A 24,592-nucleotide genomic window follows, 5' to 3' on the forward strand; every position below is an offset into this window, starting at 1 on the left:
TCGCGCGCGCCGCCTGCGAGCGCACCACGCGTGCCACCGTCAACCGGACCCGCACGAGGAGACACGCTCGATGAGCGCCGCACGCCCCGCCACCTGGTATTTCGATTTCGTTTCGCCGTTCGCCTATCTGCAGCAGGAACAGTTCGACCGGTTGCCGCCGGCCGCCGCGTTCGAACCGCGGCCGATCGTGCTCGGCGCGCTGCTCACGCACTGGGGGCAGAAAGCGCCGGCTGAGATCGCAGCCAAGCGCGTCTTCACCTATCGCCACGCGCAATACCGCGCGGGCAAGCTCGGCATCGCATTCCGGATGCCGCCCGCGCACCCGTTCAACCCGATCAAGCCGCTGCGCCTCGCGATCGCGATGGGCAGTTCGCGCGACGCGATCCAGCGGATCTTCCGTCATATCTGGCGCGACGGCCACGACGTGTCGACGCCGGAAGGCTTCGCCGCGCTGTGCGAAGCCGTCGGTTTTCCGGACGGCGTGACGACCGTCGAAGCCCAGCCCGTGAAGGATGCCCTGCGCGCGAACACCGATCAGGCGATCGCCGACGGCGTATTCGGCGTGCCGACCTTCGCCCTCGACGGCGACCTGTTCTGGGGCGAGGACGCGACCGACATGTTCGTCGACTGCGCGACGTCGCGCACGTGGCTCGATTCGCCCGAGGTGCGCCGCATCAGCGCGCTGCCGGAAGGGATCCGGCGCGGCTGACGGCAGCCATCCGGAGCCGCCTTCTTCTCCTGCCTCGAACGTCGCGTCCATCGATGCGAGCCGTACGACCTCGCACATCAATGCTGCGCACCGCGCGAGCCCGTCGCGCAGCCGGGCAGGCAGGCCCACAGGGCTTGCCCGCCTTTTCTTTTATTTTCGATCGGCGCATGCATGACTCCGCGCGGCCCGGCAGATTCGCTCGCACGGCGCACGGCAATCGTTCATCCGGTGCAAGGTCCGCGCCGCCCTGACGAATTGTCCAGTTCAACCAATTATTTTTACAACGGTCGTACCCGTTCGCGCGCAAACGTCGGACGATTCGACCCTGCCGCACCGCACGGCGCTCTCCCATCCGTCCCCACCACACAGCCCCGTTTTATCAGGGGATTCCCGGTATTTTTTCGCATTTTCTTCGAAATAACGGGTGACATACTTGCCCCCCGTTGCGCTCCGGGCGAGCGCGCTTCCAGATCCTGCCGGCCGCGCGTCATGCGCTGCGGTCCGCCGGGGTCGCAGAACATGAACAATTTCGACACCACGATCCAGATCTTCCTCACCCACGTGACGTTCGGCCCGCTGATGAATCACGCGATCCGCGTGATCGCCGGCCTGTACACGTTCAAGGGCTTCGTGCTCATTCCCGTCCTGTGCTGGCTATGGTTCCAGCCGGGCCCGCACCGCGAGCGGCAACGCGAACTGGTGGTCGCGACGATCGCGAGCGGGCTCGTCGCGCTCGCCATCGGCCGGGTGCTTGCCCAGGTGCTGCCGTTCCGCGTGCGGCCGATCTACAACCCCGACTTGCACCTGCACTTCCCGTCGGCCGGACTGCGCGCCGCGACGTTGCAGGCATGGAGTTCGTTTCCGAGCGATCACGCGATGCTGTGGATGGCGATCGCGACCGGCATCTTCATCATCGCGCGCCGCATCGGCATCGTCGCGCTGCTGTATTCGGTCGTCTTCATCTGCCTGCCGCGCGCGTATCTCGGTTTTCACTACCCGACCGACCTGATCGCGGGCGCCGCGATCGGCATCGCGATCGCGTGGTTGCTGACGCGCGACGCGATCCGGTCACGCTTTGCGCCGCAGGTGCTGGAGATGATCCGGCGCTTTCCCGCGCCGGCCTATACGCTCGCGTTCCTGCTGTGCTTCGAGCTGATCACGCAGTTCGACGAACTGCTGACGCTTGCGCAGTCGGTCACGCATACGATGTAACGGACCGGTGCCGCGATGCTGCCCCTGCTGCTGTCGTTCCGTCGCCCTGGTACGCGCTGCCGGCCATGCGCGGCGGCAGCACGCCGCGCGACGGCCGCGAACGTCAGTCGCGATCGGGCGCGCCGAGCGGAAAGAACGAGCGGAACGGGCGTGCCTCGTCGACCGCGCGCGCAAACGACGGCCGCGCCAGCAAACGCTTGCGGTACGCGATCACGTTCGCAAACTTCGGATCGATGCGGTGCGTCCAGTCCGCGTAGAACAGGAATGGCGCCGCGCCGCAATCGGCGAGGCTGAAATGATCGCCGGCCGCCCATTCGCGATCGGCCATCTTGTTGTCCAGCCACGCATACGACGTATCGAGCATCGCGCGCGCATCGGCGACGCCGCGTGCGTCGCGCTCGGCTTCCCGGCGCAGCGCGTCGTGCACGACCTTCTGCTGCGGCGTCGACACGTAGTTGTCGAAGAAACGATCCATCATCCGCACCTCGAGCGCGGCGTGCGGATCGTCGGGCAGCAGGCGCACGGGGCCCGGATGGTTCAGGCCGAGATACTCGATGATGATCGACGCCTCGATCACCGTACGGCCGGCCTCGACCAGCACCGGAAAGCGCTTCAGCGGCCACAGCGCGGTCAGCTCCTGCATCGGCTTCGGATCGTCGTGCGCGAGCAGGCGATACTCGAACGGCGTGCCGTTCTCGTACAGCGCGGTCAGCACCTTCTGGCAGTAGGACGAAAAGGGATGGGCGTAAAGCGTCGGCATCATCGCGTGTCTCTCAGGGTTGCGGCGTCGCGTCATGCGGCGCCATGTGGTCGGATACCTTGACGACGAACGGCGCCGGGCCGTTTCGACATCGGTCCGGAAATTGTTTTCTGCTTCGGATCGCTACGACCGGCCGTCCCTCACGACGCGCCCTTCGGCACGCCAGCGCAGCATCCCGCCGCCGAGATTCGCGACCGCGTCGAAGCCGGCCTTCAGCAGGATCACGGTCGCCTGCGCGGAGCGCCCGCCGGCCCGGCACACGGTCACGACCGGCCGGTCGCGCGCGATCTCGCCGGCACGCGCGGCCAGCTCGCCGAGCGGGATCGGCGTCGCGCCGGGCAGGTGGCCGAGCGGGCCCGTGAATTCGTCCGGCTCGCGCACGTCGACCACCTGCACGGCCGGCAGATGATCCTCGAGCCATTGCGGATCGATTTCCCAGAACCCGGCGAACGTATAGACGAGCGGCGCCCAGTCGGGCGCCGCCTGCACGTCGGGCGCGTTCGCGGCAACGCCGCACTGCAGGTTCGCCGGCACCGCGACGTCGATCTGGCGTGGGTGCGCGAGCCCGAGGTTGCGCATGTAACCGGCGAAATCGTCTTCGCTGAGATCGCCGCCGAGGCGCGGATTGAAGCGCCGCTCCTCGCCCACGCTCGTCACCGTGAGCCCGCGATAGTCGTGCGCCGGATACAGCAGGCACGCGGCCGGCAGCGTGAAGAGCCGGCCGTGCACCGCGCGATACAGCGCGCGCGGGTCGCCCTGCTGGAAGTCGGTGCGGCCGGTGCCGCGAATCAGCAGGCAATCGCCGGTAAAGGCCGTCGATTCGTCGTCGAGCACGAGGCTGATGCAGCCGCTCGTGTGGCCGGGCGTCGTGCGCACGGTCAGGTAGCGCGCGCCGAACGCGCAGCGGTCGCCGTCGTTCAGGTAGCGGTCGGCGCCCTGCGCGCCGCTCGCGGCCGAGATCGCGATCGCGCTGCCCGTGCGCTGCTTCAGCAGCCACGCGCCTGTCACGTGATCGGCATGCACGTGCGTGTCGACGGTCGCGACGAGCCGCAGCCCGAGTTCGTCGAGCAGCGCCGCATCGCGGCGCACCTGCTCGAACACGGGGTCGATCAGCAGCGCTTCGCGCGACGCGCGGTCGGCGAGCAGGTACGTATACGTCGACGATTGCGGGTCGAAAAGTTGCCGGAAGATCATCGCGAAGGTGCTCCGTCGCAGGTTGATGCGTATTGTCCGGCCCGCGCCACCGCTATCGCTGCGGCTGCCGCGCGGGCCGCCCCGTCGTGGTCCTGCACTGCCGGCATCCGGCCGGCACGGCGCGTCAGCCCGGCTGCTTCACGTAGCGCAGGTACGGTTTCAGCGTCCGGAAGCCTTGCGGATACTTCTGCTTCGCCGCATCGTCCGACACCGACGTCGGAATGATGACATCGTCGCCGGGCCGCCAGTTGACCGGCGTCGCCACCGTATGCTGCGCGTTGAGCTGCAACGCGTCGAGCAGCCGCAGCACCTCGTCGAAATTGCGTCCCGCGCTCATCGGATAAACGAGCATCGCCTTGACCTTCTTGTCCGGCCCGATGACGAACACCGAGCGCACGGTCGCGTTGTCGACCGCCGTGCGCGGGCCGCCGCCCGCATTCGGATGAATCATGTCGTACAGCTTCGCGACCTTCAGCTCGTCGTCGCCGATCAGCGGATAGTTGACCGCGTGACCCTGCGTCTCGGCGATATCCGCCACCCACTTCCGGTGATCGCTGACCGGATCGATCGACAGCCCGATGATCTTCGTGTTGCGCTTGTCGAATTCCGGCTTGAGCCCGGCCATGTAACCGAGTTCGGTCGTGCATACCGGTGTGAAATCCTTCGGATGGGAAAACAGGATCGCCCAGTGGTCACCGATCCATTCATGAAAGCGGATCGTTCCCTCGGTGGTCTCCGCGGTGAAATCGGGCGCGTCCTCGCCTAGTCGAATCGACATGTTCGTCTCCGTCAAATGGGAATCGTCACGACGCCCGCGCCGCGGCTTGCGCGCGACGCGCGATCGTCCACGCACGAAGGGCAGGCATGGCACATGCCGGGTTTCGCGCGTTTATATAGCCTAGTTCAAAATGCGCGCACTACCGGCATGCGGCGTACGGCATGCGTCATCCCCCGGCCGATTCCAATGACGAATGCGGCACAGCTGCACGATGCGCCCGACCGGGCGCGTGTGCGGGCTGCCTTACACTAGCGGCTGTTCTCGTCTTACGTTCACAGGAATGCCATCGACATGTCGATGACGATCGGTCACGGACAAAGGTATATAAGCCAATGATCTTTAACCATTAGTCTCACGCGCGAGTTAGCCAACAGTCAGCCGTTCTCCCGGAAATGGTAAATTCATACGAAAACCACACCTACGAGAGAACATATGGCCCGAGCCATGATTTGCGTCGGCGACACGACGACGCATGGCGGCCGCGTGCTGGAGGGCAGCGCGACCGCGACCATTGATGGAAAGCCCATTGCCGGCGTCGGGCACAAGGTACTTTGCCCGCAGTGCAAAGGCGTCTTTCCGATCCTGCCGACGGGGCGGCAATACTCGCACACGTTCAACGGACGAGAAACCGCCATCGAGGGCATGAAAACCGCCTGCGGAGCGACGTTGATCGCCTCGCAGTCGTCCGCGACATTCGACGACGTAGGATCAGGCGAAGCGACGTCTGGCGGCGCAGTCGCAGCTGTCGCACCCACGGCTGCAGCGCTTGCCCCCTCACCCACGCTCTGTCTCGAATGCCTGAAAGCTGCGGCCGAGAACGCCGCGACGATGATCGCGCGCGGATAGCCCATGACCGAAAATTCGATCGAGGCTTTCTTCGTCAAGCGTCAACAGCAGTTGACCATGCAGGTGCATCTGTACGCCCTTGTCGACGGCCTTCTATACGCTGATGCGGCCGGCAGTTCATCGCCCCAACGATCGCGGTCGGCCATAGCTGTGTTCGACGGCACGCAGGACGCATCACTCGCCGACGCCGGCCCATGGCTTTTTGCCTACGAGGCTGCGGCCGGCAATATCCGGCGAACTCTCTCCATAATGGCCAGCAGCTCCACCGGCGTGTCCTGGCTGATCAGCGCATATCCGATCGAATCACTCGCTGACGAGCTGCGCAGCCGCCTCGACGTACGCTTGCCGGATGGAAGCACGGCTCTGCTCCGCTTCTACGATGCCCGCATCATGGCCGACATGACGTCACTGATGGAATTCACACAGCGCATGCAGTTCTTCGTGGCGACATTCGACTGGCTCGTCGAAACCAATGGAAAACTGAAGGGAGTGCACCCGCATGCTTGAGCTGACAAGCGAACAGGTCGCCGGCCTTGCCGAGATCGACGCACGCGGATATGTCGAACACGCTCGGCAGGATCTCGTCAAAGCGGACCCGAAGCTGGCCGAAGACGGCACGCTATCGACGCGCCTATGGAACGCATACATCGCCGCTCGACGGCTCGGCATTCAGTCCGACGAGAATGTCGCTGCGTTTCTTCGTATCGAGGCATACGCTCCGAAGTTTTACGAGAGACCTGCGACGCGCGCGTGGCTGACTCGGTCCGGACGCTCGGCCGACGAACGTTTTCACGATTATCTACGCGTCATGAAATGGCGCATCGAACATCAGGACGACAAGGGGGAGGCTGAGCATGGGGGGATTGGCGGTGCCGGCGATCGAAGCGGCGATAGTGGAACTTGGACCAGTCTTGGCTCGCGCTGGAACCGCCTTATTGGGCGGGGCCGCAGCGGCCGGGACGGCTAGTCTGTCGGGAGACACATCGAAAGACACAAGTAAGGCGGAGCCTGCCGTCCGTGCCATACCGCGTACAGGAGAGAGTTGCAAAAAGTGCCCACCTGAGGCGGGGAGCATGCAGCGCCGCAACTGGAGCATGAGTGCGAATTCCCGAGAGTATCAAGGGCGAATTACTGGATTCCCCTACAGCGTTGAAGAAGCGTGGAGCATGGAGTGGATCTGGAAGCGCGACTTCGACGGCTTTCGACCGGAAAGCTGTTTGTTGATAGAAGCAAAGGGAAAATACGATCAGTTCTTGAACAAGCTCGATGTACCGTACACCAAAGCCTTTGATGACATGGAGGAGCAGGCTGGAGAGCAGGTCGACGCTATACGCGATCATCCTCCTGCCAGGTTGAAATGGTATTTTCAGACGGAGCGGACTTGGAAATACATGAGAACGCCGCTTATCCGTCTTCAAGTCGAATCAGAATGGGTGCCCTGAAAAACATGGAAATAGTCACGCAATTTCGTAGCCCTGCCGATTTCGCCCAGCTTGGAGATTTTTCGGCTCATCTTGTCCGTCTATGGCCGGTGGTTGAAGTCATGTCACGCGAGGACGAACGTTTAGGACAGTGGTGGCTGAAGGCGGATACCGAGGAAGAAGCGCGTCTGTATCCGATGTACGAAGCACCCGGCATACCTTCGACGGCAGTGTTGGCAGTCTTGGCGCAACGGTACGAAAAAAAGATGGACCGTTCTAAAGTATTTGGCTTCTGGAATGGCCGCATGGACGCGGCTGACAGCGCGAGGCTGAAGTTAGCCATCGATGCGAAGGGGCGGCCCAGCGAGGTAGAAATTGGGCTACCGGCACAGGGTGCTGTCTCGGCGAACGAGCGCAGCTGTGACGGCGTGGCTAAGATAGTAGCCGCGATGGTCTCGGTATATGACCCGATGTATGTCTCTGTTTCACCACGAGAGTATTTTCCCCGGCAGGTATTTGATGACAAGCCTGGCGTTGGCTGGATGCTGTATCTCCCGAAGCTCCTCACGGCTCAGCAAGTCCCGGAAGCACGCGAATTAATTCCGGTTCCCGAAGCCGGTCGGAAGCAGACTGGCACGATCATTGTGAGCGTCCCAGATGCCGTTTTTTCAGTGGACAACGCCGAACACGTCGAAGTTGCCAACCGTATCGAAATTCGGCTCGTCGACCAGGATCTTCTGCCCAACTTCGCTGACTTGTAAGCACGGTGCCGGCGCGAGAGTCCGCGTCGTCACCGTCGGTTAGAACAGCCCCACAGGCTGCGCAGCGTCGTCTCAACTGAAGAGGATCAACTGATTTCTCTCGACGCCCCTCCCATCACCGACCACGTATTGAACGGGCACGGTCTCGATATGAAATCCGTAGAACACGCGCCGAATGTCGGGACGGTCGTTGAGGCTCACGATCGCATGCTCCTTGATCGATCACAAGCGCTGCGCCATCTCCTCGTACACCGCGAGCGGAAGCGCCGCGCCTTACTCTTCAGTCTCGTAATACGGCGGGCCCAAATAGAACAGCATATGCGGCCAGTCGTATCGATCGATACAGGCCGTGCAATCCGGTTTGGCCCCAAGGCGGGTTGGATTTCCATGCCACACTTGATCACCAAGTTTCGCGACTGGCCACAACGCCATGACTAGCAAGACTTCATCATTTTGAGCATCATGTTCTGTCTCGGTCCACCTAATACATGTCTCTGACGATCGATCCGAAGCAGGCCGCCGCGCTGCTGGCCGTCGCCGACACCGGCAGCTTCGAGCAGGCGGCCGTGCGCCTGCACGTGACCGCATCCGCCGTCACGCAACGGGTCCGCGCACTGGAGGCGAGCCTCGGCACGCCGCTCGTGCTGCGCACGCGGCCGTGCCGCCCGACGGTGGCCGGCCAGCGCGTGCTGCAGCACCTGCGCCGCGTCGCGCTGCTGCAGGCCGACCTGCAGAGCACGCTCGCGACCGAGCGCGAATCGCCGATCTCCGTGACGATCGCGCTGAACGCCGACAGCCTCGGCACCTGGTTCCTGCCCGCGCTGACGTCCGTGCTCGCGGGCGAGCGCATCCTGTTCGAGCTGATCATCGAGGACCAGGACCACACGTTCGCGCTGCTGGAAAGCGGGATGGCGGTCGGCTGCGTGACGACCGAGCCGAAGCCGATGCGCGGCTGCATCGCGACGCCGCTCGGCACGATGCGCTACCGGCTGCTCGCGGCCGCCGCGTTCGCGGTGCGCTGGTTTCCGCGCGGGCTGAACCGCGCGAGCGCACGCAAGGCGCCCGTCGTCGCGTATTCGCGGCGCGACACGCTGCAGTCGTCGTTCCTGAAGGAGAAGTTCGGGTTGCCGGACGGCGCCTACCCGTGCCACTACGTGCCGGGCACGCATTCGCACTTTGCGGCGGTGCGGCACGGGCTCGGCTACGCGATGGTGCCGGAGCCGCTGATCGGCGCGACGCCGCTCGATGCACAGGGGCTCGTCGATCTCGCGCCCGCGCATCCGACCGACGTCACGCTGTACTGGCACGCATGGACGGTGCAGTCGCCGACGATGGCGTCGCTGTCCGAACGCGTCGTCGAGGCGGCGCGCCGGTTGCTCGCGCCGCTGCCGTGACGCGCGGATGATCGACACCGCCGACGCGGTACGCGACGCGGCGAGAATCCCTGCCGCGCCGCCTATACTTTTTCCATCGGCCTCGCGAACGCGCCGCGCGGCCGATCAAGCCAATCCGCCCGTTCCCTTTCCCGCAAGGAGAACATCATGTCCCGCCGCTATATCGATTGCCGCGAGTTTCCCAGCGATGAACTGCTCGGTCGCGATTTCCGCCGACTCCGACAACGAACTGCTGGAAGCCGCCGTGCAACATGCAGTGCTGGTGCACCAGCACACCGACAGCGCCGAACTGCGCACGCAACTGAAAGCGCTGTTCCGCGACGGTACGCCGCCGGCCGACGCACCCCGGCAAGCGTAACCCGCCGGCTCGCCCGATATCGACAGACGGGTTGCCACGTCGCCCCCGTCGCCTCTTCGCTCCCTGCTTCGCGCCACGTCGCGCCGGCGCCTCCGCCGGCCGGCGCATTCCACCTTACGCGCGGCGCTGTGCGAAATACGCGCCGACCGCTTCGATGAAGGTATCGATGTCCGCGCGCGACACGTCGCAGTGCGTGACGAAGCGCGACGCGTACAGCATCTGCGTGAGGATCCCGCGTTCCTTGAGCCACGCCTCGAGCGGCGCGCAATCGGCTTCGGGGAATTGCGCGAACACCATGTTCGTCGCATGCGACAGCACCTTCACACCATCGATGCGCGCGAGGCCCGCCGCGAGATGCGCGGCATTCGCGTGATCGTCGGCGAGACGCTCGACGTTGTGGTCGAGCGCATACAGGCATGCGGCCGCGAGAATGCCCGACTGCCGCATCCCGCCGCCGAGCACCTTGCGCCAGCGCTGCGCGCGCTCGATCAGCGCACGGCTGCCGACCAGCACCGAACCGACCGGTGCGCCGAGCCCTTTCGAGAAGCAGATCGACACGGTGTCGAACGGTGCGCACAGCTCCGCGATCGGGCGCCCCGACGCGACGGCCGCGTTGCACGCGCGCGCGCCGTCGAGGTGCGCGGACAGCCCGCGGCTGCGCGCGAACGCGACGGCTTCCTGCACATAGCCTTCCGGCAAGACCTGGCCGCCGATCGTGTTTTCGAGCGCGAGCAGGCGCGTGCGGGCAAAGTGATTGTCGAGCGGCTTGATCGCCGCGGCGATCTTCGCGAGCGGCAGCGTGCCGTCCGGTGCGTTCTCGATCGGCTGCGGCTGGATGCTGCCGAGCACGGCCGCGCCGCCGCCTTCGTACTTGTAGGTATGCGCGAGCTGGCCGACGATGTACTCGTCGCCGCGCTCGCAATGCGACATCAGCGCGGCCAGGTTGCTCTGCGTGCCGCTCGGGAAGAACAGGCCGGCTTCCTTGCCGGCCCGCTCGGCCGTCACCGCCTGCAGGCGCAGCACGGTCGGGTCGTCGCCCCAGACGTCGTCGCCAGTCTCGGCGGCAGTCATTGCGGCCAGCATTGCCTGGCTCGGACGTGTCACGGTATCGCTGCGTAAATCGATCATCGCTATGCCCTGAGTAAACGCGGGCCGGCATCCCTGCGCCCGGCCCTGCCGAAACGAGACTCAGAGTGTACGCAATTCACGCAGCGCGTGCCGGCCGCAGCACCGCAATCGCACGCGTCAGTATCGCGGCGGCGGCGGCTGAACGCCTGCCGGCGGCATCGGCGGCGCCGCGCGCGGCGCACCGCCGTATCCGCCACCGCCATACCCGCCGCCACTGCCGCCGCTCATTCCACCCGGCACCGGCACGCGGTTGCCCGTCGCGTACATGCATTGCAGGTACGCGTAATCGTAGCGGCGCTGGACGTCGTAGGCCGAGCCCTGCGCGGCGCCCGCGCCGACGACGCTGCCCGCGAGCAGCCCCGCACCGGCGCCGACAGCCGCACCGGTGCCGCCGTTGAATGCGGCGCCGGCCGCCGCGCCCAGCGCGGTACCGACGGCCGCGCTGCCGACCGCGCTCGCGGTCGACGCCTGCCCGGCGCTCACGCCGCCCGATTGCTCGAACGCGTACTGGCGGCAACTGCCGTCGTCGGCGCGGAACTGGTCGAACGACTTGCCGGTGCCGGGCAGCGCCATCACGCTCGGCCCGGTCGGCAGGTACGCGCAGGCACCGAGCAGGCCGGCCAGCGCCAGCGCGGCCGGCACGCGCAAGAATCGAAATGCGGATGTCATCGTCGCGGCTCCATTATTGCGGCCGCGCCGGCACCGATCGCCAGCCCGACTTGCAGGTCTTCACATGCGGGTAGTAGTGCTTCGACGCGTCGCAGTAGTACCAGAGGTTCGCGTCGCCGTCGCCCTGCGGCTGTCCCTTCTCGACATACTCGGGCGGCGGGCCGGGATCGACGGGCACCGCGACGACGGGCGGCGGGTAGTAATACGGCGCGGGAACGACGGGGTAGTAATACGGGTAGCCGGGGCCGATGTAGACCCCGACGCGGGCGGCATGCGCCACGCCGCCCGTCGCGAGCACCACCGCGGCCGCCGCGCCCAGCGCGAGCTTCGATCCATTCACGTCACGTTCTCCGTCAGGCCGGTTCGCCGATGCGAACCCGACACCCGGAACGCTACGCCGCGCGCGATCCGCCATCCATTACGGGCCGTCACGCGAATGTTGCGCGACGTTACCACCGTGACAGACCCCACCTGCGACACCCCGGCCGCACGGACACGCGTGTTACGCGGCTAACGCGTCGCAACGGATCGGCCGCCGGCGGCGGCGCGGCGGCCGGCCGGGAGCCCGCGTCCGCATGCGCGAAACCGTTCCGATGATGCGACGCGCCATATTGCCGCACGTGCGTCAGACCGCCACGCCGCGCCCGCGCGCGCCGCGAACGGCCTTCTTGATACGAATCAACGATTTATCCCGAAATCGCACGAGGCGGGCTGGACATCTGCGACGAGTTGGCGCATTTCGCGGTGCAACATCGCGGCACATACTCCAGCCAACCCCGACGCCTGTCTGCCGGGGTCCGCCGGCACCCGCCGGCGGGTATCGTCAGCTTCGGTCATCTGTATGGACACCGCACTTTCGGCCCTCGATCTGGCCCGCCTGCAATTCGCGTTCACCGTCTCCTTTCACATCGTCTTTCCGGCGCTGAGCATCGGCCTCGCCAGCTTCATCGCCGTGCTCGAATATCGCTGGCTGAAAACCGGCAAGCAGTACTACAAAACCCTCTGCCTGTTCTGGTCGAAGATCTTCGCGGTCGCGTTCGGGATGGGCGTCGTCTCCGGCGTCGTGATGAGCTACCAGTTCGGCACGAACTGGTCGGGCTTCTCGAGCTTCGCCGGCGCCGTCACCGGGCCGCTGCTGATGTACGAGGTCATGACCGCGTTCTTCCTCGAAGCCGGCTTCCTCGGCATCATGCTGTTCGGCTGGAACCGCGTGAGCCCGCGCGCACACTTCGGCGCGACGCTGATGGTCGCGATCGGCACGCTGATCTCGACGTTCTGGATCCTCGCATCGAACAGCTGGATGCAGACGCCGCAGGGCTTCGAGATCGTCGACGGCCGCGTCGTGCCGACCGACTGGTTCGCGATCATCTTCAACCCGTCGTTCCCGTACCGCCTGTTCCACATGGCGATCGCCGCGTTCATCGTCGCCGCGCTCGTGGTGGCAGCAACGGGCGCATGGCACCTGCTGAAGGGCCGCCGCGACAAGAGCGTGAAGAAGATGTTCTCGATGGCGCTGTGGCTGCTGCTCGTGCTCGCGCCGCTGCAGGCCGTGATCGGCGACCAGCACGGCATCAATACGCTGAAACACCAGCCCGCGAAGATCGCCGCGATCGAAGGGCTGTGGGAAACCGAAAAGGGCGGCACGCCGCTCAACCTGTTCGGCATCCCGGACATGAAGGCGGAAACGACGCGCTACGCGGTGAAGGTGCCGCACCTCGGCAGCCTGATCCTCACGCACAGCTGGGACGGCGAAATCCGCGGGCTGAAGGATTTCCCGCCGGAAGACCGTCCGAACTCGACGGTCGTGTTCTGGAGCTTCCGGATCATGGTCGGCCTCGGCTTCGCGATGATCGGCCTCGCCGCGCTCGCGTGGTTCCTGCGCCGCCGCGGCCGCCTGTATGAATCGAAGTGGTTCCAGCGCTTCGCGCTCGTGATGGGCCCGACCGGTTTCGTGTCGCTGCTCGCGGGATGGGTGACGACCGAAGCGGGCCGTCAGCCGTGGGTGGTCTATGGCGTGATGCGCACCGCGCAGGCCGTGTCGCCGCTGTCGGTGCAGCAGGTCAGCCTGTCGATGATGACGTTCGTCATCGTGTACTTCCTCGTGTTCGGCACCGGCGTGTACTACATGCTGAAGCTGATGAAGGCCGGCCCCGCGCTGCCCGACGTGAAGCACGACCCGAAACACGACATGCCCGACACGCGCCCGGATCACACCGCGCGCCGCCCGCTGTCGGCCGTCGACGAGCCGCTCGAGACCGTCTGAGCCCACCCATTCCGCATACGAGAAAACCTATGGACGTCACCGTAATCTGGGCCGCGATCATCGCGTTGGGGCTCTTCATGTACGTCGTGCTCGACGGCTTCGACCTCGGCATCGGCATCGTCTTTCCGTTCTTCCCGGACGAGAAGGAACGCGACCTGATGATGAACACGGTTGCCCCCGTGTGGGACGGCAACGAGACGTGGCTCGTGCTCGGCGGCGCCGGGCTGTTCGCGGTGTTCCCGATCGTCTACTCGACCGTGCTGTCCGCGCTGTACCTGCCGCTGATCTTCATGCTGGTGTGCCTGATCTTCCGCGGCGTGTCGTTCGAGATCCGCGCGAAGGCGCGGCGCACCAAGCAGCTGTGGGATCTCGCGTTCATCGGCGGCTCGGCCGGCGCGACGCTGTTCCAGGGGATCGCGCTCGGCGCGTTCCTGCAGGGCATCAACGTGAAGGACGGCGTGTTCGCCGGCGACGCGTTCGACTGGCTCACGCCGTTCAGCCTGCTGACCGGCCTCGGCCTGATCGTGACCTATGCGCTGCTCGGCTGCTGCTGGCTCGTCGCGAAGACGGAAGGCGACCTGCAGCGCCGCCTGCATCGCGTCGTGTGGCCGCTGACGGTCGTGCTGCTCGGCTTCATCGCGGTCGTCAGCCTGTGGACGCCGCTGCAGGATCCTGCCATCGCGCAGCGCTGGTTCGATTCGGGGCTGTTCTGGCGCCTGCTGCCGGTGCCGTTCCTGGTCGCCGCGTGCGCGGTATGGATGCGCCGCGCAGTGCGTAACCGGCACGACATGACGCCGTTCGTGCTCGCGCTTGCGCTGGTGCTGCTCGGCTACGTCGGCCTGCTCGTCACGCTGTTCCCGTATGCGATTCCTCAGACGATGACGATCTGGGAAGCGGCCGCGCCGCGTTCGAGCCAGACCTTCACGCTGGTCGGCGCAGCGGTTATCCTCCCGATCATCATCGCCTACACGACGATGGGTTACTGGGTATTCCGAGGCAAGGTGCGCCATGAAGACCAGCATTACTACCACCACTGATTCCGCCGATCGCCCGCCCGAGGCGCCACGGCCGCGCATGCGCGGCTGGATGTGGTTCGTCGTTCTGTGGGCGGGCGGCGTGATCGGCGCCGTCACGCTCGGCTATGCGTTCAAGATCTTCATGAACCTGACGCTGTTTGCAGTGAAATAACCGAAACGGTCGCCCCGGTCGAAAGACGATCCGGGCGGCCGTTTTCTCATTCACGGCCGCGGCTTCGCACCGGTCACCGTTCGCACGACGTCGTACACATCGCCTTGTCCATTGCACTGAAGAAGGTCTGGTAGTAATCGGGCTCGACGACGGTCTTCATCCTCGAATCGCCGTTGCTGTCCCACACCGTTCGGTCGAAGCGCGCCCGCACGATCGCGTCGCGCGCCGACGTCACGCGGACCGAGACGACGGCCGCCACGCGCTCGTGATCCGGTTTCGCGGGCAAGCCGCCGATCTTCGCCTTCAGCGCGCCGCGCAGCAGTTGCCGCCACTTCGGAATCAGCGTGTCGCTGCGGCCGCCTTCGATCAGCCCCATATCGCGGTCGACCGTCACCGGCGCATAACCTTGCGCCCGCAGCACGGCCGCCACCGCGTCGAGCGCGCGCGCCTGCGTCGCGCCCGCATAGCGGCGATCGGTGATCATGCGCAGCGTCTGTTGCTCGTTGTCCGTCAGGTCGACTTCGGTCTGGCTGGAGCTGTAGCGCACCAGCGATCCGCCGCTGCCGGTCTGGCGTTCGTTTTGCGGCTTCGCCGCGCACCCCGTCAGCATCGCGAGCAGCCCGGCGCAGGCGAGCGCCAGCGCGCCGCGGCCGCGCATCGATGGCAGCGATGACACCGGCGGCACCGCTGCCACGTGACGCGTCGCGCGCCGCGCCGCTCGCCGCTCGTGAAGACGGCGGCGAATTCCGGTTGATCGGCAATCGGGTGGCGCTATGATCGTCATCGCGGTTTTCTCCTGTCGGCGCCATCATAGGGACGCGCCGCAGCCGCCACAAACGACATTTTTTGACCCACTGTGTAGCTTTTCTTCGCGATCTCACGATGCGCCGATTGCCGCCCCTGAACGCGCTGCGCAGCTTCGAAGCCGCCGGCCGCCTGCAGAGCCTCACCCTCGCTGCCGAGGAACTGAACGTGACCCAGAGCGCGATCGCGCAGCAGATCCGCGTGCTCGAATCGTTCTTCGGGCAGAAGCTGTTCGAACGCGACGGGCGTTCGCTGCGGCTCACGCCGCGCGCGCGGCATTACCTCGTCGACGTCGCGAGCTGTCTCGGCCGGCTCGCGCAGGCGACCGGGCAGATGTTCGAGCCTGTCGGCGGCCATTCGATCCGCATCAATGCATCCGTGTCATTCGCGCATGGATGGTTGCTGACGCAACTGGCCGTGTTCCAGGCCGCGCATCCCGACATCGACGTGCAGCTCGTCACGAGCGCCGACATGGAGCGCGACCAGCTCGACGAGACGTGCGACATCGTGATCCGCCGCTATACGCCGGAGCTGCGTCGCAAGGGTTTCGTGTCGCGCCCGCTGCTCGCGAATGTCGCGTTACCCGTGTGTGCGCCCGGCCATCCCGCTCTCGAACGGGTGCGCGTGCCGGCGGACCTGCGCGATGCGCCGCTGCTCCACTACGCGGGGTTGCCGCAGGCGTGGCAATACTGGTTCCACCAGGCCGGCACGGACGCCACCGAGACGCTGCGCGGGCCGTTCTATCGCGAGTTTTTCCTGTTGGTCCAGGCCGCCGCGAGCGGGCTCGGCGTATGCCTCGCGCCGCGCGCGGTGGTGCGCGACGATCTCGCCCGCGGCCGGCTCGTCGCGCTGTTTCCGGAAGTCCACCTGGAAGGGCCGCCGTTTCATTGCCTGTATCGCAACGACGACGATCCGGCGCTGCGCACGTTCATCGACTGGCTGTTCGCGCGGGCCGAGGCGCTGGATGGGCCGCCGCCGCAGTAACCGGCGACGGGCAGTTGGGCGGTAACGCCTGCGTCACCGCCGCTCGCGCAACGCCGCGTCGATCTTGCGGTCGGTCTTGTACTGGCTCAGCGCATACACCGACCAGATCGCGGCCGGCAGCCAGCCGATGATCGTGAGTTGCAGGACCAGGCAGATGATCCCGGCGATCGGGCGGCCGATCGTGAAAAACTGGAACCACGGCAGCAGCAGGGCAAGCAGAAGGCGCATGAACAATCCTCTCGGTACGTCGTTGAACGGGTGATGCGCACCTAATATGGCGGGTTGCGCGCCTCATTTCAAGCCCGTGCCCGACGCGCGCGCCGGCGCTACGCCGAATCGGCCAGCCACTGCGCGACGCGCGCGACGAGCGCGTCCGCGTCGTCGAAGCGCTCGACGCCCGCGACCTGTGGCGCACCGCAAATCGTGAATACCGGCTTGCCCCACTGCAACCCGAGCGCGATTTCGGACAGCGTGCCGAGCCCGCCGCCGACTGCGATCAGGCACAGCGACGCACGCGCGACCAGTGCATTGCGCGTGATGCCGAGTCCGGTCGGCAGTGCGACGCTCAGGTACGGATTCGCAAGCGTCGCATCGTCTTCGGGCAACAGCCCGATCGCGCAGCCGCCAGCCGCGTGCGCACCACGCGCGGCGGCCTCCATCACGCCCTGCTTGCCGCCGCCGACCAGCGCAACGCCCGTCGACGCCACCGCGTGCGCAATCCGTTCCGCGACCCGCATCTGCTCATCCGTCGCGTCGCGCGGGCCGATCAGGCCGACCGGCATCCGGTGCCGGCGTGCGCCGCGTTGCCGCTGCGCGAGTCGCGCGAGCGCGTCGCGCGCCGGCCCGGACCACGCGGATTCAATGACGTCGTTGGCGAACAAGACCTTCCCCCAGTGCCAGAACGCAGGTACAGATGGCCGTCAGCACGATCGACAGCACGGCCGCCTGCGAGAAATCGGTTTGCCCGTCCGACAGCTTCAGGTACATCAGCAGCGGCAGGATGTTGATCTGCGTGCCGGCCAGCGCAATCGCCGTGCCGTAGGTACCGAGCGCGATCGCGGTCACGAGGCACCATGCGGACGCGACCGACGGCCACAGCTCGCGCCACGCAACGTCGAGCCAGGCACGCCACGGCCGCGCGCCGAGCGTCAGCGCCGCCTCGAGCGGCCGCCTGTCGAGATTCGCGAGCGCCGGGTAGATCATCAGCGCGACGCGCGGAATCAGGTAGTACGCATACGCGACCGCGAGCCCCGGCATCGTGTAGATCGCGCCGCCGACCACGGTCGGATCGGCGCCCAGCGCAGCCAGCAGCGTGGTCACGAAGCCCGCGCGGCCGAATGCGAGGATGAAGCCGTACGCGATCACCAGCCCGGAAAACGCCAGCGGCACGCCGAGCAGCGCGAGCGACCAGTGGCGGCGCGCCGGCGACTGCCCGGCCAGCGCGAAAGCGACCGGCACGCCCACGCCGACCGACAGCGTGCCGGCGCCGATCGCCAGCATCAGCGAGCGCGCGATCGCATCGACGACGAGCGGATCGCGCCACACCGCCGCGAACGCACGACCGCCGTCCGCGCACGCCGCCTCGACCAGCGCGGCCAGCGGCAGCACGAAGCACACTGCGAGCAAGGCCGCGGCGGGCAGCGCGCCGAAGCGGCGCAGTACGCCGCGTTGCGTCAAGGAAGCCTGCATCCCGCGCCCCTTACTGGCCGAGCGTGGCCTGCGACCAGAGCTGGTCGACCTCGGCCTTGCGCCCCGCTGCCTTGGCGACATCGAGCGGGCGCACCTGCGGCGCGTTCGGCAGCTTCGCCGCGACCTCCGGTGCGACCGGCGTGCCGGGCACCGCCGGGCGCACATAACCTTGCGCGAACAGCGCCTGCCCGACGTCGCTCATCACGAGGTTGAGCCAGAGCTGCGCGGCGGACGGGTTGGGGCCGTTCTTCACGAGGCTCATCGCATACGGCGCCGACACGCTGCCGTCCTGCGGAATCACGACGTCGGCCGCATCGCCCATGCCGTCCGCGTACTTCGCCTTGAGGCCGTCGTTCTCGTAGCCGATCAGGATCGGAATCTCGCCCTTCACGAACTTCGCGTACGGCGTCGTGCCCTCGACGCGCAGCACGTTGCCGGCCTGCTTCAGCTTGCCGAAAAAGTCCGCGCCCGGTTTCGGGTTGTCGACGCTGCCGCCGTTCGCATACGCGGCCGCGAACACCGCGACCTGGCCCTGCCCGGTCGAACGCGGATCGAGATAGACCACCGCGTTGCGATACTCGGGCTTCAGCAGGTCGGACCAGCGCTGCGGCACGTTTTTGACGAGCTTCCGGTTGACGAGGAACGCGATGTTCAGCGAATGCACGGCGAACCAGCGGCCGTCGGTCGCGCGGAACACGCCCGGCAGCTTGTCGAAGTTGACCGGCCGGAACGGCGCGACGACGTCCTTGCCCGCGGCATCGAGCGCCGACGCCGCGAAGTAGTACGCGGTATCGGCCTGCGGACGGCGGCGCGACTTGTCGAGCGCAACGACGGTCGCGGCCGAGCCGATGTCGTTGTACGTGATCTCGACCTTCGGGTAGCGCTTGCGGAATTCGGCGAACAGCGCCTTCCAGTTCGCCCACTCGGGGCCGGTATCGAACGACACGACGAGCCCTTCGTCGGCCGCCTTCGCGTACAGCGCGTCTTCGCCCGGATACAGCGGCGCGGCCTGCGCTGCCGCGCAAGAGAGCGCCGCGAGCGCGCACAGCGCCAGCACGCGGGCGCGCATGGCCTTCACAAGGGGGGAGCCTGCAAGCATCGTGAATCTCCGTTGAACGAAAGAAATCAGTGCGCGTCCGGCGATGCCGGCAGCACGAGCAGATGACGCGGGTCGATCGCGATGCTGTGCGCGGCGGGCTCGCGCCCCTCGCACAGCAACACGTCGGCCGAGCCGTCCGGCATGAAGTCATAGCGCTGCGTCGCGCCGAAATAACGCACTTCCCCGCAACGGCCCTCGATGCGATTCGTGCCCTGCGCCGGCGGATCGGCCTGCACATGCTCGGGCCGCACCAGCACCGCGATTTCCTCGCCCGGTCGATGCGCTCCCGTGTCCGCGCGCAGCGTCGCGAAACGCACGTCGATTTCGCCGTGCGCGAGCACCCGCCCGCGCAGCAGCGTCGAATGCCCGACGAAACGCGCGACCTGCGCGGTGGCCGGACGCTCGTACAGGTCGCGCGGCGTGCCGGCCTGGAGCACGCGACCGCCGTCGACGATCGCGACGCGGTCGGCCATGCTCAGCGCTTCGTCCTGGTCGTGCGTGACGAACAGCGTCGTCGCGCCGCACGCGCGCTGCAGCGCACGGATCTCGTCGCGCAGCTGATGGCGGATGCCCGCATCGAGCGCCGCCAGCGGCTCGTCGAGCAGCAGCAGCTTCGGCTCGATCACGAGCGCCCGTGCAAGCGCGACGCGCTGCTGCTGGCCGCCGGACAGCATCGCGACGCCGCGCGTCGCATGGGCCGACAACCCGACCCGCTCGAGCATGTCGAGCGCGCGCCGGCGCCGCAGGTCGGCCGCCACGCCGCGCATCTTCAGCCCGTACGCGACGTTGTCGACGACCGACAGGTTCGGGAACAGCGCGTAGTGCTGGAACACCATCCCCACTTCGCGCCGCCACACGGGCACGCCGGCCACGTCGTCGCCGCCGATCGCGATGCGGCCGCGCCAGCCGTCGAGCAGCCCGGCCGCGAGCCTCAGCAGCGTGGATTTGCCGGACCCGCTGCGCCCCATCACCGCGAGCAGTTCACCCTGCGCGGCGGACAGCGTGACGTCGTCGACGCCATGACGGGCGCCCGGATACTGGAAGCTGACGTGTTCGAATTCGAGACTCATGGATGACTCACTTCAGACGTTGCACGGTGCCGACGGAGACGAGCGTCGCGAGCACGGCGAGCACGAGCAGCACGACGGTGGCCGCGCACGCCATCCCCGTCGCACCGTAGAACGCCTGCAGCAACACGATCGGATAATTCCGGTAGCGAAAGCCGGCGATCAGGTTCGAGATCTGGAATTCGCCGATCGACAGCGCGGCCACCATCACGAGGCCGGAAAACAGGCTGTGCCGCAGGTTCGGCAGGACGATCGTGACGAACTGGCGCAGCGGCGTCGCGCCGAGCGTCGCCGCGCAGGCCTCGAGCCGCGCGAGGCCGAGGTGACGCAGGTCGCCGAGCAGCGTCTGCAGCAGATACGGCAACGTCAGCACCGCGTGCGCCGCGATCATCAGCGGCAACGTGCCGAGCCACGGCAGCGTGTCGCCGCTGAAGATCGCGATGTAGCCGAAGCCGAGTGTCAGCGCCGGCACGGCAACCGGCATCAGCATCACGACACGCGTCGCAAACCCGCCGCCGGCCTGCGCGCGGTGGTGCAGCGCGTACGCGAGCGGCAGGCCGATCGCCGCGTTGAGCGCACAGCACGCCAGCGCGACGATGAAGCTCGTGCCGAACGCGCGGGTGAAGCTCCGGTTCGCGGCCAGATCGGCAAACCAGTGCCCGGTGACACCGGTGGGCAGCAACGTGTTCGTCCACGATTCGCCCACGGCGCCGATCAGCAGCAACACGATCGGCAGCAGCAGGTAGAGCGCGAACACCGCGAGCAGCGCCTGCAGCAACAGGCGGCCGACACGCGGATGCGCCGGTCTGTTACGACGAATCGGAACACCGTCGGCCAATGCCGGGGCGGTTGACGGATGCATGAACACACTCGCTGACGATCGGGGAAAACATCGCACAACGCCCGCCGGACGTGGTCCGCATGCGTTGTCGAAGCCGGCGCAGTGTGCGGTTTCGACATGGCATCGTCATGAAAAAAACGTAAAAAGCGCGCATCGATCTGTGCAAGGACGGAACAGCCCGCCATGAAGCACCTGTATCCGAACGTGGCGGAGCTGCACGCATTCGCCGCTTCCGCGAAGTACCTGAACTTCTCCTACGCGGCCCGCGAACTGGGCCTGACGCCGAGCGCGGTCAGCCGCCAGATTGCGAACCTCGAGGCACTGTTCGGCGTGAAGCTGTTCGTGCGCGAGGGGCGCGGCCTCGCGCTCACGCGGGCGGGCCAGGTGTATCACGCGCGCGTCGTCGGGCCGTTGCGCGAAATCGGCAACGCGTCGATCGAACTGCTGAGCGCACGCGAGAACAGCGACCTGCTGACGATCGCGAGCGTGCCGACGTTCACGACCAAGTGGCTGCTGCCGCGGCTCACGCGCTTTCTCGCCACGGCGCCGGATGTCACGCTGAGTTTTCGCCGCCACCTCGCGCCCGGCGACGTGTTTCCGTTCGGGCTCGACGCGGCGATCCGCTACGGCGACGGGGGATGGGAAGGCGTGCGAAGCGACTATCTGGGCGGGCGGACGTTCGTGCCGGTCTGCTCGCGCGAATTCGCCGACCGGCATGTGCTGCACGCGCCCGCCGATGTCGTGGCCGCACCGCGCCTCGTGCACGAGCAGGCGGAGATCGCCTGGTCCGCATGGGCGGAGCGTCACCGCGCGTCGCAGATGAACGCGCTGGCCGGGCCGCGCTTCGAGCAGTATTCGGTGCTGATCCAGGCCGCGCAGGCCGGGCTCGGGATCGCCCTCGTGCCGCGCTTCCTGATTCTCGACAATCTCGCGGCCGGCACGCTGGTCGAGCCGTTCGACGCGCCGGTCGACGTGGACGCGCAGGGCCACTACCTCTGCTACGCGCCGGAGCGTCTCGACACGAGCGATGCGTTGAGGCGGTTCAGGGACTGGATGCTGGACGAATCGGCGCGCGCGTAGGGCGGCAACGGCGCGCGCCGCCGCACGGCCGCGCGCGCCCTGCGCCGGACGCCGCCCGACGGCGGCATCCGGCACGCTGCGTCAGCGCCCGATACCGAGCCCCGGCAGCACGCGCGTGTTCTCGGCCACGACCGCATGCAGCAGGTGCGGGTCGGCGCCGAGCAGCTCGAGGATCGTCGGCGCGACCTGCTTCGTGCCCACGAGATCGTTCACGGTGCGCGCGCGATGGACTCCCGGATACGACACGAGCAGGCCGAGGTGGCTGTCGTCCGGTGCGTTGCCGCCGTGTTCCTCGTCCTTCTTCGTGCTCGACGTGTAGATCACGCCGGGATTCGGCTGGACGATGATGTCCGGCGTGCGGCCGTTGGCCGGATCGCCGAAGCGGTCGGCCAGCGCCGCGCCGTACAGGACGTACGCCTGCGCACCGTCCGCGCAGATCCCCGGCGCGTTGCAGCCGAGGTTCGCCTTCAGCGTCTCGACCACGGCCGTGCGCTGGCTGCGGTCGCGCAGCCAGATCAGGCCGACGTCGTCGGTCTGCACGAAGCCCGTGCCGACCAGGCCCGAACCGTCGTTCAGGTTGCCCGTCGTCGTGTTGTTCTGGCCGAAGTTGCCGTTCGGGTCGAGGTAATTGTTCGTTTCGAGCAGCTTCGTCAGCGTATCGCCGTTCTTCACGAGCTTCGTGTGATCGGACGGCGACTGGCCATGCTTCGACGTGACGATCACGGCCGTCGACGAATACAGGTTCGCCTGCTTCAGCGCCGCGACGATATGGCCGATCGAGTTGTCGATGTACGTGATCGCGTTCGCGACCTGCCCGTTCGGCGTGAAGTCGGCATCGAGATAACCGCCGCCCTTCGCGACCGGCGACTTCTGCGCGACGCTCAGCGTCTGGAAGTCGCCGCCGAACAGCGTCGGCACCGGCGCGCTCTTCGTGCCCGTCGAGTCGCGGCCTTCGATCTGGTTGATCAGCGCCTGCACGTGCAGGTTGTCGAAGCGCGCGGTGTGCGAATAGACGTCCGTGTAGTCGGTGTTCGTCGCCGGGTCGATCGAGTTGATCTCGGTGCGCATCATGTCGTCGACGCCGTTGCCCGACGGGCCGTTCAGCCAGTCGTAGCCCCATGCGTGCTTGTCGGCCCACGCGGTGTGCGCGTTCGGCACGCCGGCCTTCACGGCTTCGAACACCGTGTTGGTCTTCACGTAGTTGTGCGGATAAACGGACACGCACTGGCCGTTCACGCGCGCGTGCGGAATCGCCTGCGGGTTGAACGCGCCGCCGCCGTCGAGGTGCACGAGCTTGCCGCCGTTGATCGCGTCGACGCCGGTCGTTTCGTCGAACACGACGTTCCAGCCTTGCTTGCCCGAGCACGTCGTATCGCCCGGCGCATACAGGTTGCGGTCATACGACACGTCGTAGAACAGGCCGGCCGTCTTCGGCGAGCCGCCCGTCACGAGCGCCGCGAGCCCCGGGAACGAATCCGACAGGCCCGGCGTATACGCATTCGTGTACGTCACGCCGCTCTTTGCGAGCACCGCGATGTTCGGGCACGTGTTCGCGCCGATGCAGCGCGCGAGATCCTGCTCGTGCAGACCGTCGACGCTCAGCAGCAGCACGTGCTTCACGACGCGGTTCGCGTGGCCGCGGTCCTCGCCCTGACTGTTGCCGTCCTGCTGCGCCGCGTGCGCGCCTGCGCCTGCGAGCGCCAGCGCGCCCGCCACCATCGCCACCAACTTCCGCTGCTTACCAAGGAAAGACATGATCACCCCACCTCATCGATTGATGTTGAACTGCGTGACTTGCCATCAGGCGCGCAAAATATCGCCGGATCGTGGGGCGCTCGGATGAAGCGGGGCTTTCTGTTTTCTGTCAAACGTAACCAATCGCAAGCGACACGACGCGGTCGCAAAGCAACGTGACCTGGCGCACGTTGCGACGTGCGTGCTCACCGGCGGGCACCGCGCCGGTGCATCGGTCAAACCGTCCGTCGAGTCACCGGCCCCCGCCGCGATTTTTTTTCGGCTTGGCCCGCGACTATTGGCGTGTGATAAAGGGTTTTCCCTGACCCGGAGCACGAGAATGTCGACCCTGGAAGCTCTCCGGTTCGTGCTGGACGATGCACGCACCCCCGAAATCATTCGCCACCACGTCGTCGACGCGCTGCAGTACGCGTTGCGCAACTACGGACAGGTGTTCACCGCGAAGGAAATCGAATGGCTGACGCAGTGGGACGATGCGCGTCTGCCGCTGGCCGCGAGGAAGGAACTGGACAAGCGCGAACCGGCGATCGCCGCGCGCTGAAAAAAACCGCCGCGCCCGGCAGGTGCGGACGCGGCGGCGGATGACGGCAAG

28 protein-coding genes and 2 pseudogenes are annotated in these 24,592 nt (G+C 66.8%); 15 read left to right on the forward strand and 15 right to left on the reverse strand.

What is annotated here, in order from left to right; translation table 11 throughout:
* Positions 1 to 70 precede the first annotated feature (70 nt).
* Positions 71 to 709 (forward strand): 2-hydroxychromene-2-carboxylate isomerase, encoded by a 639-nt coding sequence (locus tag HWX87_RS14005; RefSeq protein WP_176047662.1) that lies wholly within the window; start codon positions 71 to 73, stop codon positions 707 to 709.
* A 519-nt stretch (positions 710 to 1,228) separates the two neighbouring features.
* Positions 1,229 to 1,921: a phosphatase PAP2 family protein gene (locus HWX87_RS14010; protein WP_176047663.1), complete on the forward strand. Its 693-nt coding sequence runs from the start codon at positions 1,229 to 1,231 to the stop codon at positions 1,919 to 1,921.
* Positions 1,922 to 2,024: 103 nt separating this feature from the next.
* Here the strand turns inward: HWX87_RS14010 and HWX87_RS14015 are convergent, their stop codons facing one another.
* From HWX87_RS14015 to HWX87_RS14025, 3 genes are all read right to left on the reverse strand, one after another.
* Positions 2,025 to 2,684 (reverse strand): glutathione S-transferase family protein, encoded by a 660-nt coding sequence (locus HWX87_RS14015; protein WP_176047664.1) that lies wholly within the window; start codon positions 2,682 to 2,684, stop codon positions 2,025 to 2,027.
* 120 nt (positions 2,685 to 2,804) lie between these two features.
* Positions 2,805 to 3,875: an MBL fold metallo-hydrolase gene (locus HWX87_RS14020; protein ID WP_176047665.1), complete on the reverse strand. Its 1,071-nt coding sequence runs from the start codon at positions 3,873 to 3,875 to the stop codon at positions 2,805 to 2,807.
* 124 nt (positions 3,876 to 3,999) lie between these two features.
* Positions 4,000 to 4,653, reverse strand: a complete 654-nt coding sequence (locus HWX87_RS14025) for a peroxiredoxin (protein WP_176047666.1) — start codon at positions 4,651 to 4,653, stop codon at positions 4,000 to 4,002.
* A gap of 432 nt (positions 4,654 to 5,085) precedes the next feature.
* On the opposite strand from HWX87_RS14025, the gene HWX87_RS14030 reads away from it, so the two are divergent.
* From HWX87_RS14030 to HWX87_RS14050, 5 genes are all read left to right on the forward strand, one after another.
* Positions 5,086 to 5,499 carry a PAAR domain-containing protein gene (locus HWX87_RS14030; protein ID WP_176047667.1) on the forward strand — a complete coding sequence of 138 codons (414 nt, stop codon included), beginning with the start codon at positions 5,086 to 5,088 and terminating at the stop codon, positions 5,497 to 5,499.
* A 3-nt stretch (positions 5,500 to 5,502) separates the two neighbouring features.
* Positions 5,503 to 6,006 carry a DUF4123 domain-containing protein gene (locus tag HWX87_RS14035; protein WP_176047668.1) on the forward strand — a complete coding sequence of 168 codons (504 nt, stop codon included), beginning with the start codon at positions 5,503 to 5,505 and terminating at the stop codon, positions 6,004 to 6,006.
* Complete coding sequence (locus tag HWX87_RS14040; protein ID WP_176047669.1) at positions 5,999 to 6,466, forward strand: hypothetical protein; 468 nt, start codon at positions 5,999 to 6,001, stop codon at positions 6,464 to 6,466. The genes HWX87_RS14035 and HWX87_RS14040 overlap by 8 nt, the downstream gene beginning before the upstream one ends.
* 106 nt (positions 6,467 to 6,572) lie before the next feature.
* Positions 6,573 to 6,941, forward strand: a complete 369-nt coding sequence (locus HWX87_RS38315; RefSeq protein ID WP_347880175.1) for a Tox-REase-5 domain-containing protein — start codon at positions 6,573 to 6,575, stop codon at positions 6,939 to 6,941.
* Complete coding sequence (locus HWX87_RS14050) at positions 6,929 to 7,681, forward strand: immunity 52 family protein (RefSeq protein WP_244137669.1); 753 nt, start codon at positions 6,929 to 6,931, stop codon at positions 7,679 to 7,681. The genes HWX87_RS38315 and HWX87_RS14050 overlap by 13 nt, the downstream gene beginning before the upstream one ends.
* Before the next feature lie 72 nt (positions 7,682 to 7,753).
* Here the strand turns inward: HWX87_RS14050 and HWX87_RS38320 are convergent.
* A pseudogene (locus HWX87_RS38320) lies at positions 7,754 to 8,026 on the reverse strand (DNA adenine methylase); the annotation flags it as partial.
* A gap of 143 nt (positions 8,027 to 8,169) precedes the next feature.
* On the opposite strand from HWX87_RS38320, the gene HWX87_RS14060 reads away from it, so the two are divergent.
* Both HWX87_RS14060 and HWX87_RS14065 read left to right on the forward strand, forming a co-directional pair.
* Positions 8,170 to 9,075 carry an HTH-type transcriptional regulator ArgP gene (locus HWX87_RS14060; RefSeq protein WP_176047671.1) on the forward strand — a complete coding sequence of 302 codons (906 nt, stop codon included), beginning with the start codon at positions 8,170 to 8,172 and terminating at the stop codon, positions 9,073 to 9,075.
* A 147-nt stretch (positions 9,076 to 9,222) separates the two neighbouring features.
* A pseudogene (locus HWX87_RS14065) lies at positions 9,223 to 9,433 on the forward strand (DUF1059 domain-containing protein).
* Between the two features lie 114 nt (positions 9,434 to 9,547).
* On the opposite strand, the gene ltaE reads toward HWX87_RS14065, so the two are convergent.
* The 3 genes from ltaE to HWX87_RS14080 all read right to left on the reverse strand — a co-directional run bounded on the left by ltaE (position 9,548) and on the right by HWX87_RS14080 (position 11,570).
* Positions 9,548 to 10,561 carry a low-specificity L-threonine aldolase gene (ltaE, locus tag HWX87_RS14070; protein ID WP_176047672.1) on the reverse strand — a complete coding sequence of 338 codons (1,014 nt, stop codon included), beginning with the start codon at positions 10,559 to 10,561 and terminating at the stop codon, positions 9,548 to 9,550.
* Between the two features lie 117 nt (positions 10,562 to 10,678).
* On the reverse strand, positions 10,679 to 11,230 hold the full coding sequence (locus HWX87_RS14075; protein ID WP_176047673.1) for a YMGG-like glycine zipper-containing protein: 552 nt from the start codon (positions 11,228 to 11,230) through the stop codon (positions 10,679 to 10,681).
* 13 nt (positions 11,231 to 11,243) lie between these two features.
* Entirely contained in the window at positions 11,244 to 11,570 is a 327-nt protein-coding gene (locus HWX87_RS14080) for a hypothetical protein (protein WP_176047674.1), read from the reverse strand.
* 501 nt (positions 11,571 to 12,071) lie between these two features.
* On the opposite strand from HWX87_RS14080, the gene HWX87_RS14085 reads away from it, so the two are divergent.
* Genes HWX87_RS14085 through HWX87_RS14095 form a run of 3 tightly spaced genes read left to right on the forward strand, consistent with a single transcriptional unit; the run spans position 12,072 to position 14,681 of the window.
* Entirely contained in the window at positions 12,072 to 13,493 is a 1,422-nt protein-coding gene (locus HWX87_RS14085) for a cytochrome ubiquinol oxidase subunit I (RefSeq protein WP_176047675.1), read from the forward strand.
* Positions 13,494 to 13,522: 29 nt separating this feature from the next.
* Positions 13,523 to 14,530 (forward strand): cytochrome d ubiquinol oxidase subunit II, encoded by a 1,008-nt coding sequence (gene cydB, locus HWX87_RS14090; protein ID WP_176047676.1) that lies wholly within the window; start codon positions 13,523 to 13,525, stop codon positions 14,528 to 14,530.
* On the forward strand, positions 14,502 to 14,681 hold the full coding sequence (locus tag HWX87_RS14095; protein WP_034187692.1) for a hypothetical protein: 180 nt from the start codon (positions 14,502 to 14,504) through the stop codon (positions 14,679 to 14,681). Before cydB ends, HWX87_RS14095 begins: the two co-directional genes overlap by 29 nt.
* 73 nt (positions 14,682 to 14,754) lie before the next feature.
* Here the strand turns inward: HWX87_RS14095 and HWX87_RS14100 are convergent, their stop codons facing one another.
* Positions 14,755 to 15,357, reverse strand: coding sequence for a hypothetical protein (locus HWX87_RS14100; RefSeq protein ID WP_244137670.1), 603 nt, complete (start codon positions 15,355 to 15,357; stop codon positions 14,755 to 14,757).
* A 206-nt stretch (positions 15,358 to 15,563) separates the two neighbouring features.
* On the opposite strand from HWX87_RS14100, the gene HWX87_RS14105 reads away from it, so the two are divergent.
* On the forward strand, positions 15,564 to 16,469 hold the full coding sequence (locus HWX87_RS14105; RefSeq protein WP_244137671.1) for a LysR substrate-binding domain-containing protein: 906 nt from the start codon (positions 15,564 to 15,566) through the stop codon (positions 16,467 to 16,469).
* 33 nt (positions 16,470 to 16,502) lie between these two features.
* Here HWX87_RS14105 and HWX87_RS14110 read toward each other — a convergent pair whose 3' ends face one another.
* The 6 genes from HWX87_RS14110 to HWX87_RS14135 all read right to left on the reverse strand — a co-directional run bounded on the left by HWX87_RS14110 (position 16,503) and on the right by HWX87_RS14135 (position 21,186).
* A complete protein-coding gene (locus tag HWX87_RS14110; RefSeq protein ID WP_048023552.1) occupies positions 16,503 to 16,697 on the reverse strand; it encodes a YqaE/Pmp3 family membrane protein in 195 nt (64 codons plus the stop codon).
* Between the two features lie 98 nt (positions 16,698 to 16,795).
* Positions 16,796 to 17,251 carry a TIGR00725 family protein gene (locus tag HWX87_RS14115; protein ID WP_244137677.1) on the reverse strand — a complete coding sequence of 152 codons (456 nt, stop codon included), beginning with the start codon at positions 17,249 to 17,251 and terminating at the stop codon, positions 16,796 to 16,798.
* Positions 17,252 to 17,327: 76 nt separating this feature from the next.
* A complete protein-coding gene (locus HWX87_RS14120; protein ID WP_176047679.1) occupies positions 17,328 to 18,158 on the reverse strand; it encodes an ABC transporter permease subunit in 831 nt (276 codons plus the stop codon).
* A 10-nt stretch (positions 18,159 to 18,168) separates the two neighbouring features.
* Positions 18,169 to 19,257 (reverse strand): extracellular solute-binding protein, encoded by a 1,089-nt coding sequence (locus HWX87_RS14125; RefSeq protein WP_176047680.1) that lies wholly within the window; start codon positions 19,255 to 19,257, stop codon positions 18,169 to 18,171.
* Between the two features lie 26 nt (positions 19,258 to 19,283).
* The gene (locus HWX87_RS14130; protein ID WP_176047681.1) at positions 19,284 to 20,327 is read right to left on the reverse strand and encodes an ABC transporter ATP-binding protein; all 1,044 of its coding nucleotides are present in this window, start codon (positions 20,325 to 20,327) and stop codon (positions 19,284 to 19,286) included.
* 7 nt (positions 20,328 to 20,334) lie between these two features.
* Entirely contained in the window at positions 20,335 to 21,186 is an 852-nt protein-coding gene (locus tag HWX87_RS14135) for an ABC transporter permease subunit (protein WP_176047682.1), read from the reverse strand.
* 162 nt (positions 21,187 to 21,348) lie between these two features.
* On the opposite strand from HWX87_RS14135, the gene HWX87_RS14140 reads away from it, so the two are divergent.
* Complete coding sequence (locus HWX87_RS14140; RefSeq protein ID WP_176047683.1) at positions 21,349 to 22,245, forward strand: LysR substrate-binding domain-containing protein; 897 nt, start codon at positions 21,349 to 21,351, stop codon at positions 22,243 to 22,245.
* Between the two features lie 81 nt (positions 22,246 to 22,326).
* Here the strand turns inward: HWX87_RS14140 and HWX87_RS14145 are convergent, their stop codons facing one another.
* Complete coding sequence (locus HWX87_RS14145) at positions 22,327 to 24,006, reverse strand: alkaline phosphatase family protein (protein ID WP_176047684.1); 1,680 nt, start codon at positions 24,004 to 24,006, stop codon at positions 22,327 to 22,329.
* 313 nt (positions 24,007 to 24,319) lie between these two features.
* Between HWX87_RS14145 and HWX87_RS14150 the strand changes: the two genes are divergently transcribed.
* Positions 24,320 to 24,541, forward strand: coding sequence for a hypothetical protein (locus tag HWX87_RS14150; RefSeq protein ID WP_059238606.1), 222 nt, complete (start codon positions 24,320 to 24,322; stop codon positions 24,539 to 24,541).
* Positions 24,542 to 24,592 lie beyond the last annotated feature (51 nt).

This window comes from Burkholderia sp. BCC1644 (assembly GCF_902833225.1).
Classification (GTDB): Bacteria; Pseudomonadota; Gammaproteobacteria; order Burkholderiales; family Burkholderiaceae; genus Burkholderia.

Excerpts from the sequence above, each read along its gene's own strand:
- HWX87_RS14005 (WP_176047662.1), top strand. The coding sequence starts at position 71 with ATGAGCGCCGCACGCCCCGCCACCTGGTATTTCGATTTCGTTTCGCCG.
- HWX87_RS14010 (WP_176047663.1), top strand. The coding sequence starts at position 1,229 with ATGAACAATTTCGACACCACGATCCAGATCTTCCTCACCCACGTGACG.
- HWX87_RS14015 (WP_176047664.1), bottom strand. The coding sequence starts at position 2,684 with ATGATGCCGACGCTTTACGCCCATCCCTTTTCGTCCTACTGCCAGAAG.
- HWX87_RS14020 (WP_176047665.1), bottom strand. The coding sequence starts at position 3,875 with ATGATCTTCCGGCAACTTTTCGACCCGCAATCGTCGACGTATACGTAC.
- HWX87_RS14025 (WP_176047666.1), bottom strand. The coding sequence starts at position 4,653 with ATGTCGATTCGACTAGGCGAGGACGCGCCCGATTTCACCGCGGAGACC.
- HWX87_RS14030 (WP_176047667.1), top strand. The coding sequence starts at position 5,086 with ATGGCCCGAGCCATGATTTGCGTCGGCGACACGACGACGCATGGCGGC.
- HWX87_RS14035 (WP_176047668.1), top strand. The coding sequence starts at position 5,503 with ATGACCGAAAATTCGATCGAGGCTTTCTTCGTCAAGCGTCAACAGCAG.
- HWX87_RS14040 (WP_176047669.1), top strand. The coding sequence starts at position 5,999 with ATGCTTGAGCTGACAAGCGAACAGGTCGCCGGCCTTGCCGAGATCGAC.
- HWX87_RS38315 (WP_347880175.1), top strand. The coding sequence starts at position 6,573 with ATGCAGCGCCGCAACTGGAGCATGAGTGCGAATTCCCGAGAGTATCAA.
- HWX87_RS14050 (WP_244137669.1), top strand. The coding sequence starts at position 6,929 with ATGGGTGCCCTGAAAAACATGGAAATAGTCACGCAATTTCGTAGCCCT.
- HWX87_RS14060 (WP_176047671.1), top strand. The coding sequence starts at position 8,170 with ATGTCTCTGACGATCGATCCGAAGCAGGCCGCCGCGCTGCTGGCCGTC.
- ltaE (WP_176047672.1), bottom strand. The coding sequence starts at position 10,561 with ATGATCGATTTACGCAGCGATACCGTGACACGTCCGAGCCAGGCAATG.
- HWX87_RS14075 (WP_176047673.1), bottom strand. The coding sequence starts at position 11,230 with ATGACATCCGCATTTCGATTCTTGCGCGTGCCGGCCGCGCTGGCGCTG.
- HWX87_RS14085 (WP_176047675.1), top strand. The coding sequence starts at position 12,072 with ATGGACACCGCACTTTCGGCCCTCGATCTGGCCCGCCTGCAATTCGCG.
- cydB (WP_176047676.1), top strand. The coding sequence starts at position 13,523 with ATGGACGTCACCGTAATCTGGGCCGCGATCATCGCGTTGGGGCTCTTC.
- HWX87_RS14095 (WP_034187692.1), top strand. The coding sequence starts at position 14,502 with ATGAAGACCAGCATTACTACCACCACTGATTCCGCCGATCGCCCGCCC.
- HWX87_RS14105 (WP_244137671.1), top strand. The coding sequence starts at position 15,564 with ATGCGCCGATTGCCGCCCCTGAACGCGCTGCGCAGCTTCGAAGCCGCC.
- HWX87_RS14110 (WP_048023552.1), bottom strand. The coding sequence starts at position 16,697 with ATGCGCCTTCTGCTTGCCCTGCTGCTGCCGTGGTTCCAGTTTTTCACG.
- HWX87_RS14115 (WP_244137677.1), bottom strand. The coding sequence starts at position 17,251 with ATGCCGGTCGGCCTGATCGGCCCGCGCGACGCGACGGATGAGCAGATG.
- HWX87_RS14120 (WP_176047679.1), bottom strand. The coding sequence starts at position 18,158 with ATGCAGGCTTCCTTGACGCAACGCGGCGTACTGCGCCGCTTCGGCGCG.
- HWX87_RS14125 (WP_176047680.1), bottom strand. The coding sequence starts at position 19,257 with ATGCTTGCAGGCTCCCCCCTTGTGAAGGCCATGCGCGCCCGCGTGCTG.
- HWX87_RS14130 (WP_176047681.1), bottom strand. The coding sequence starts at position 20,327 with ATGAGTCTCGAATTCGAACACGTCAGCTTCCAGTATCCGGGCGCCCGT.
- HWX87_RS14135 (WP_176047682.1), bottom strand. The coding sequence starts at position 21,186 with ATGCATCCGTCAACCGCCCCGGCATTGGCCGACGGTGTTCCGATTCGT.
- HWX87_RS14140 (WP_176047683.1), top strand. The coding sequence starts at position 21,349 with ATGAAGCACCTGTATCCGAACGTGGCGGAGCTGCACGCATTCGCCGCT.
- HWX87_RS14150 (WP_059238606.1), top strand. The coding sequence starts at position 24,320 with ATGTCGACCCTGGAAGCTCTCCGGTTCGTGCTGGACGATGCACGCACC.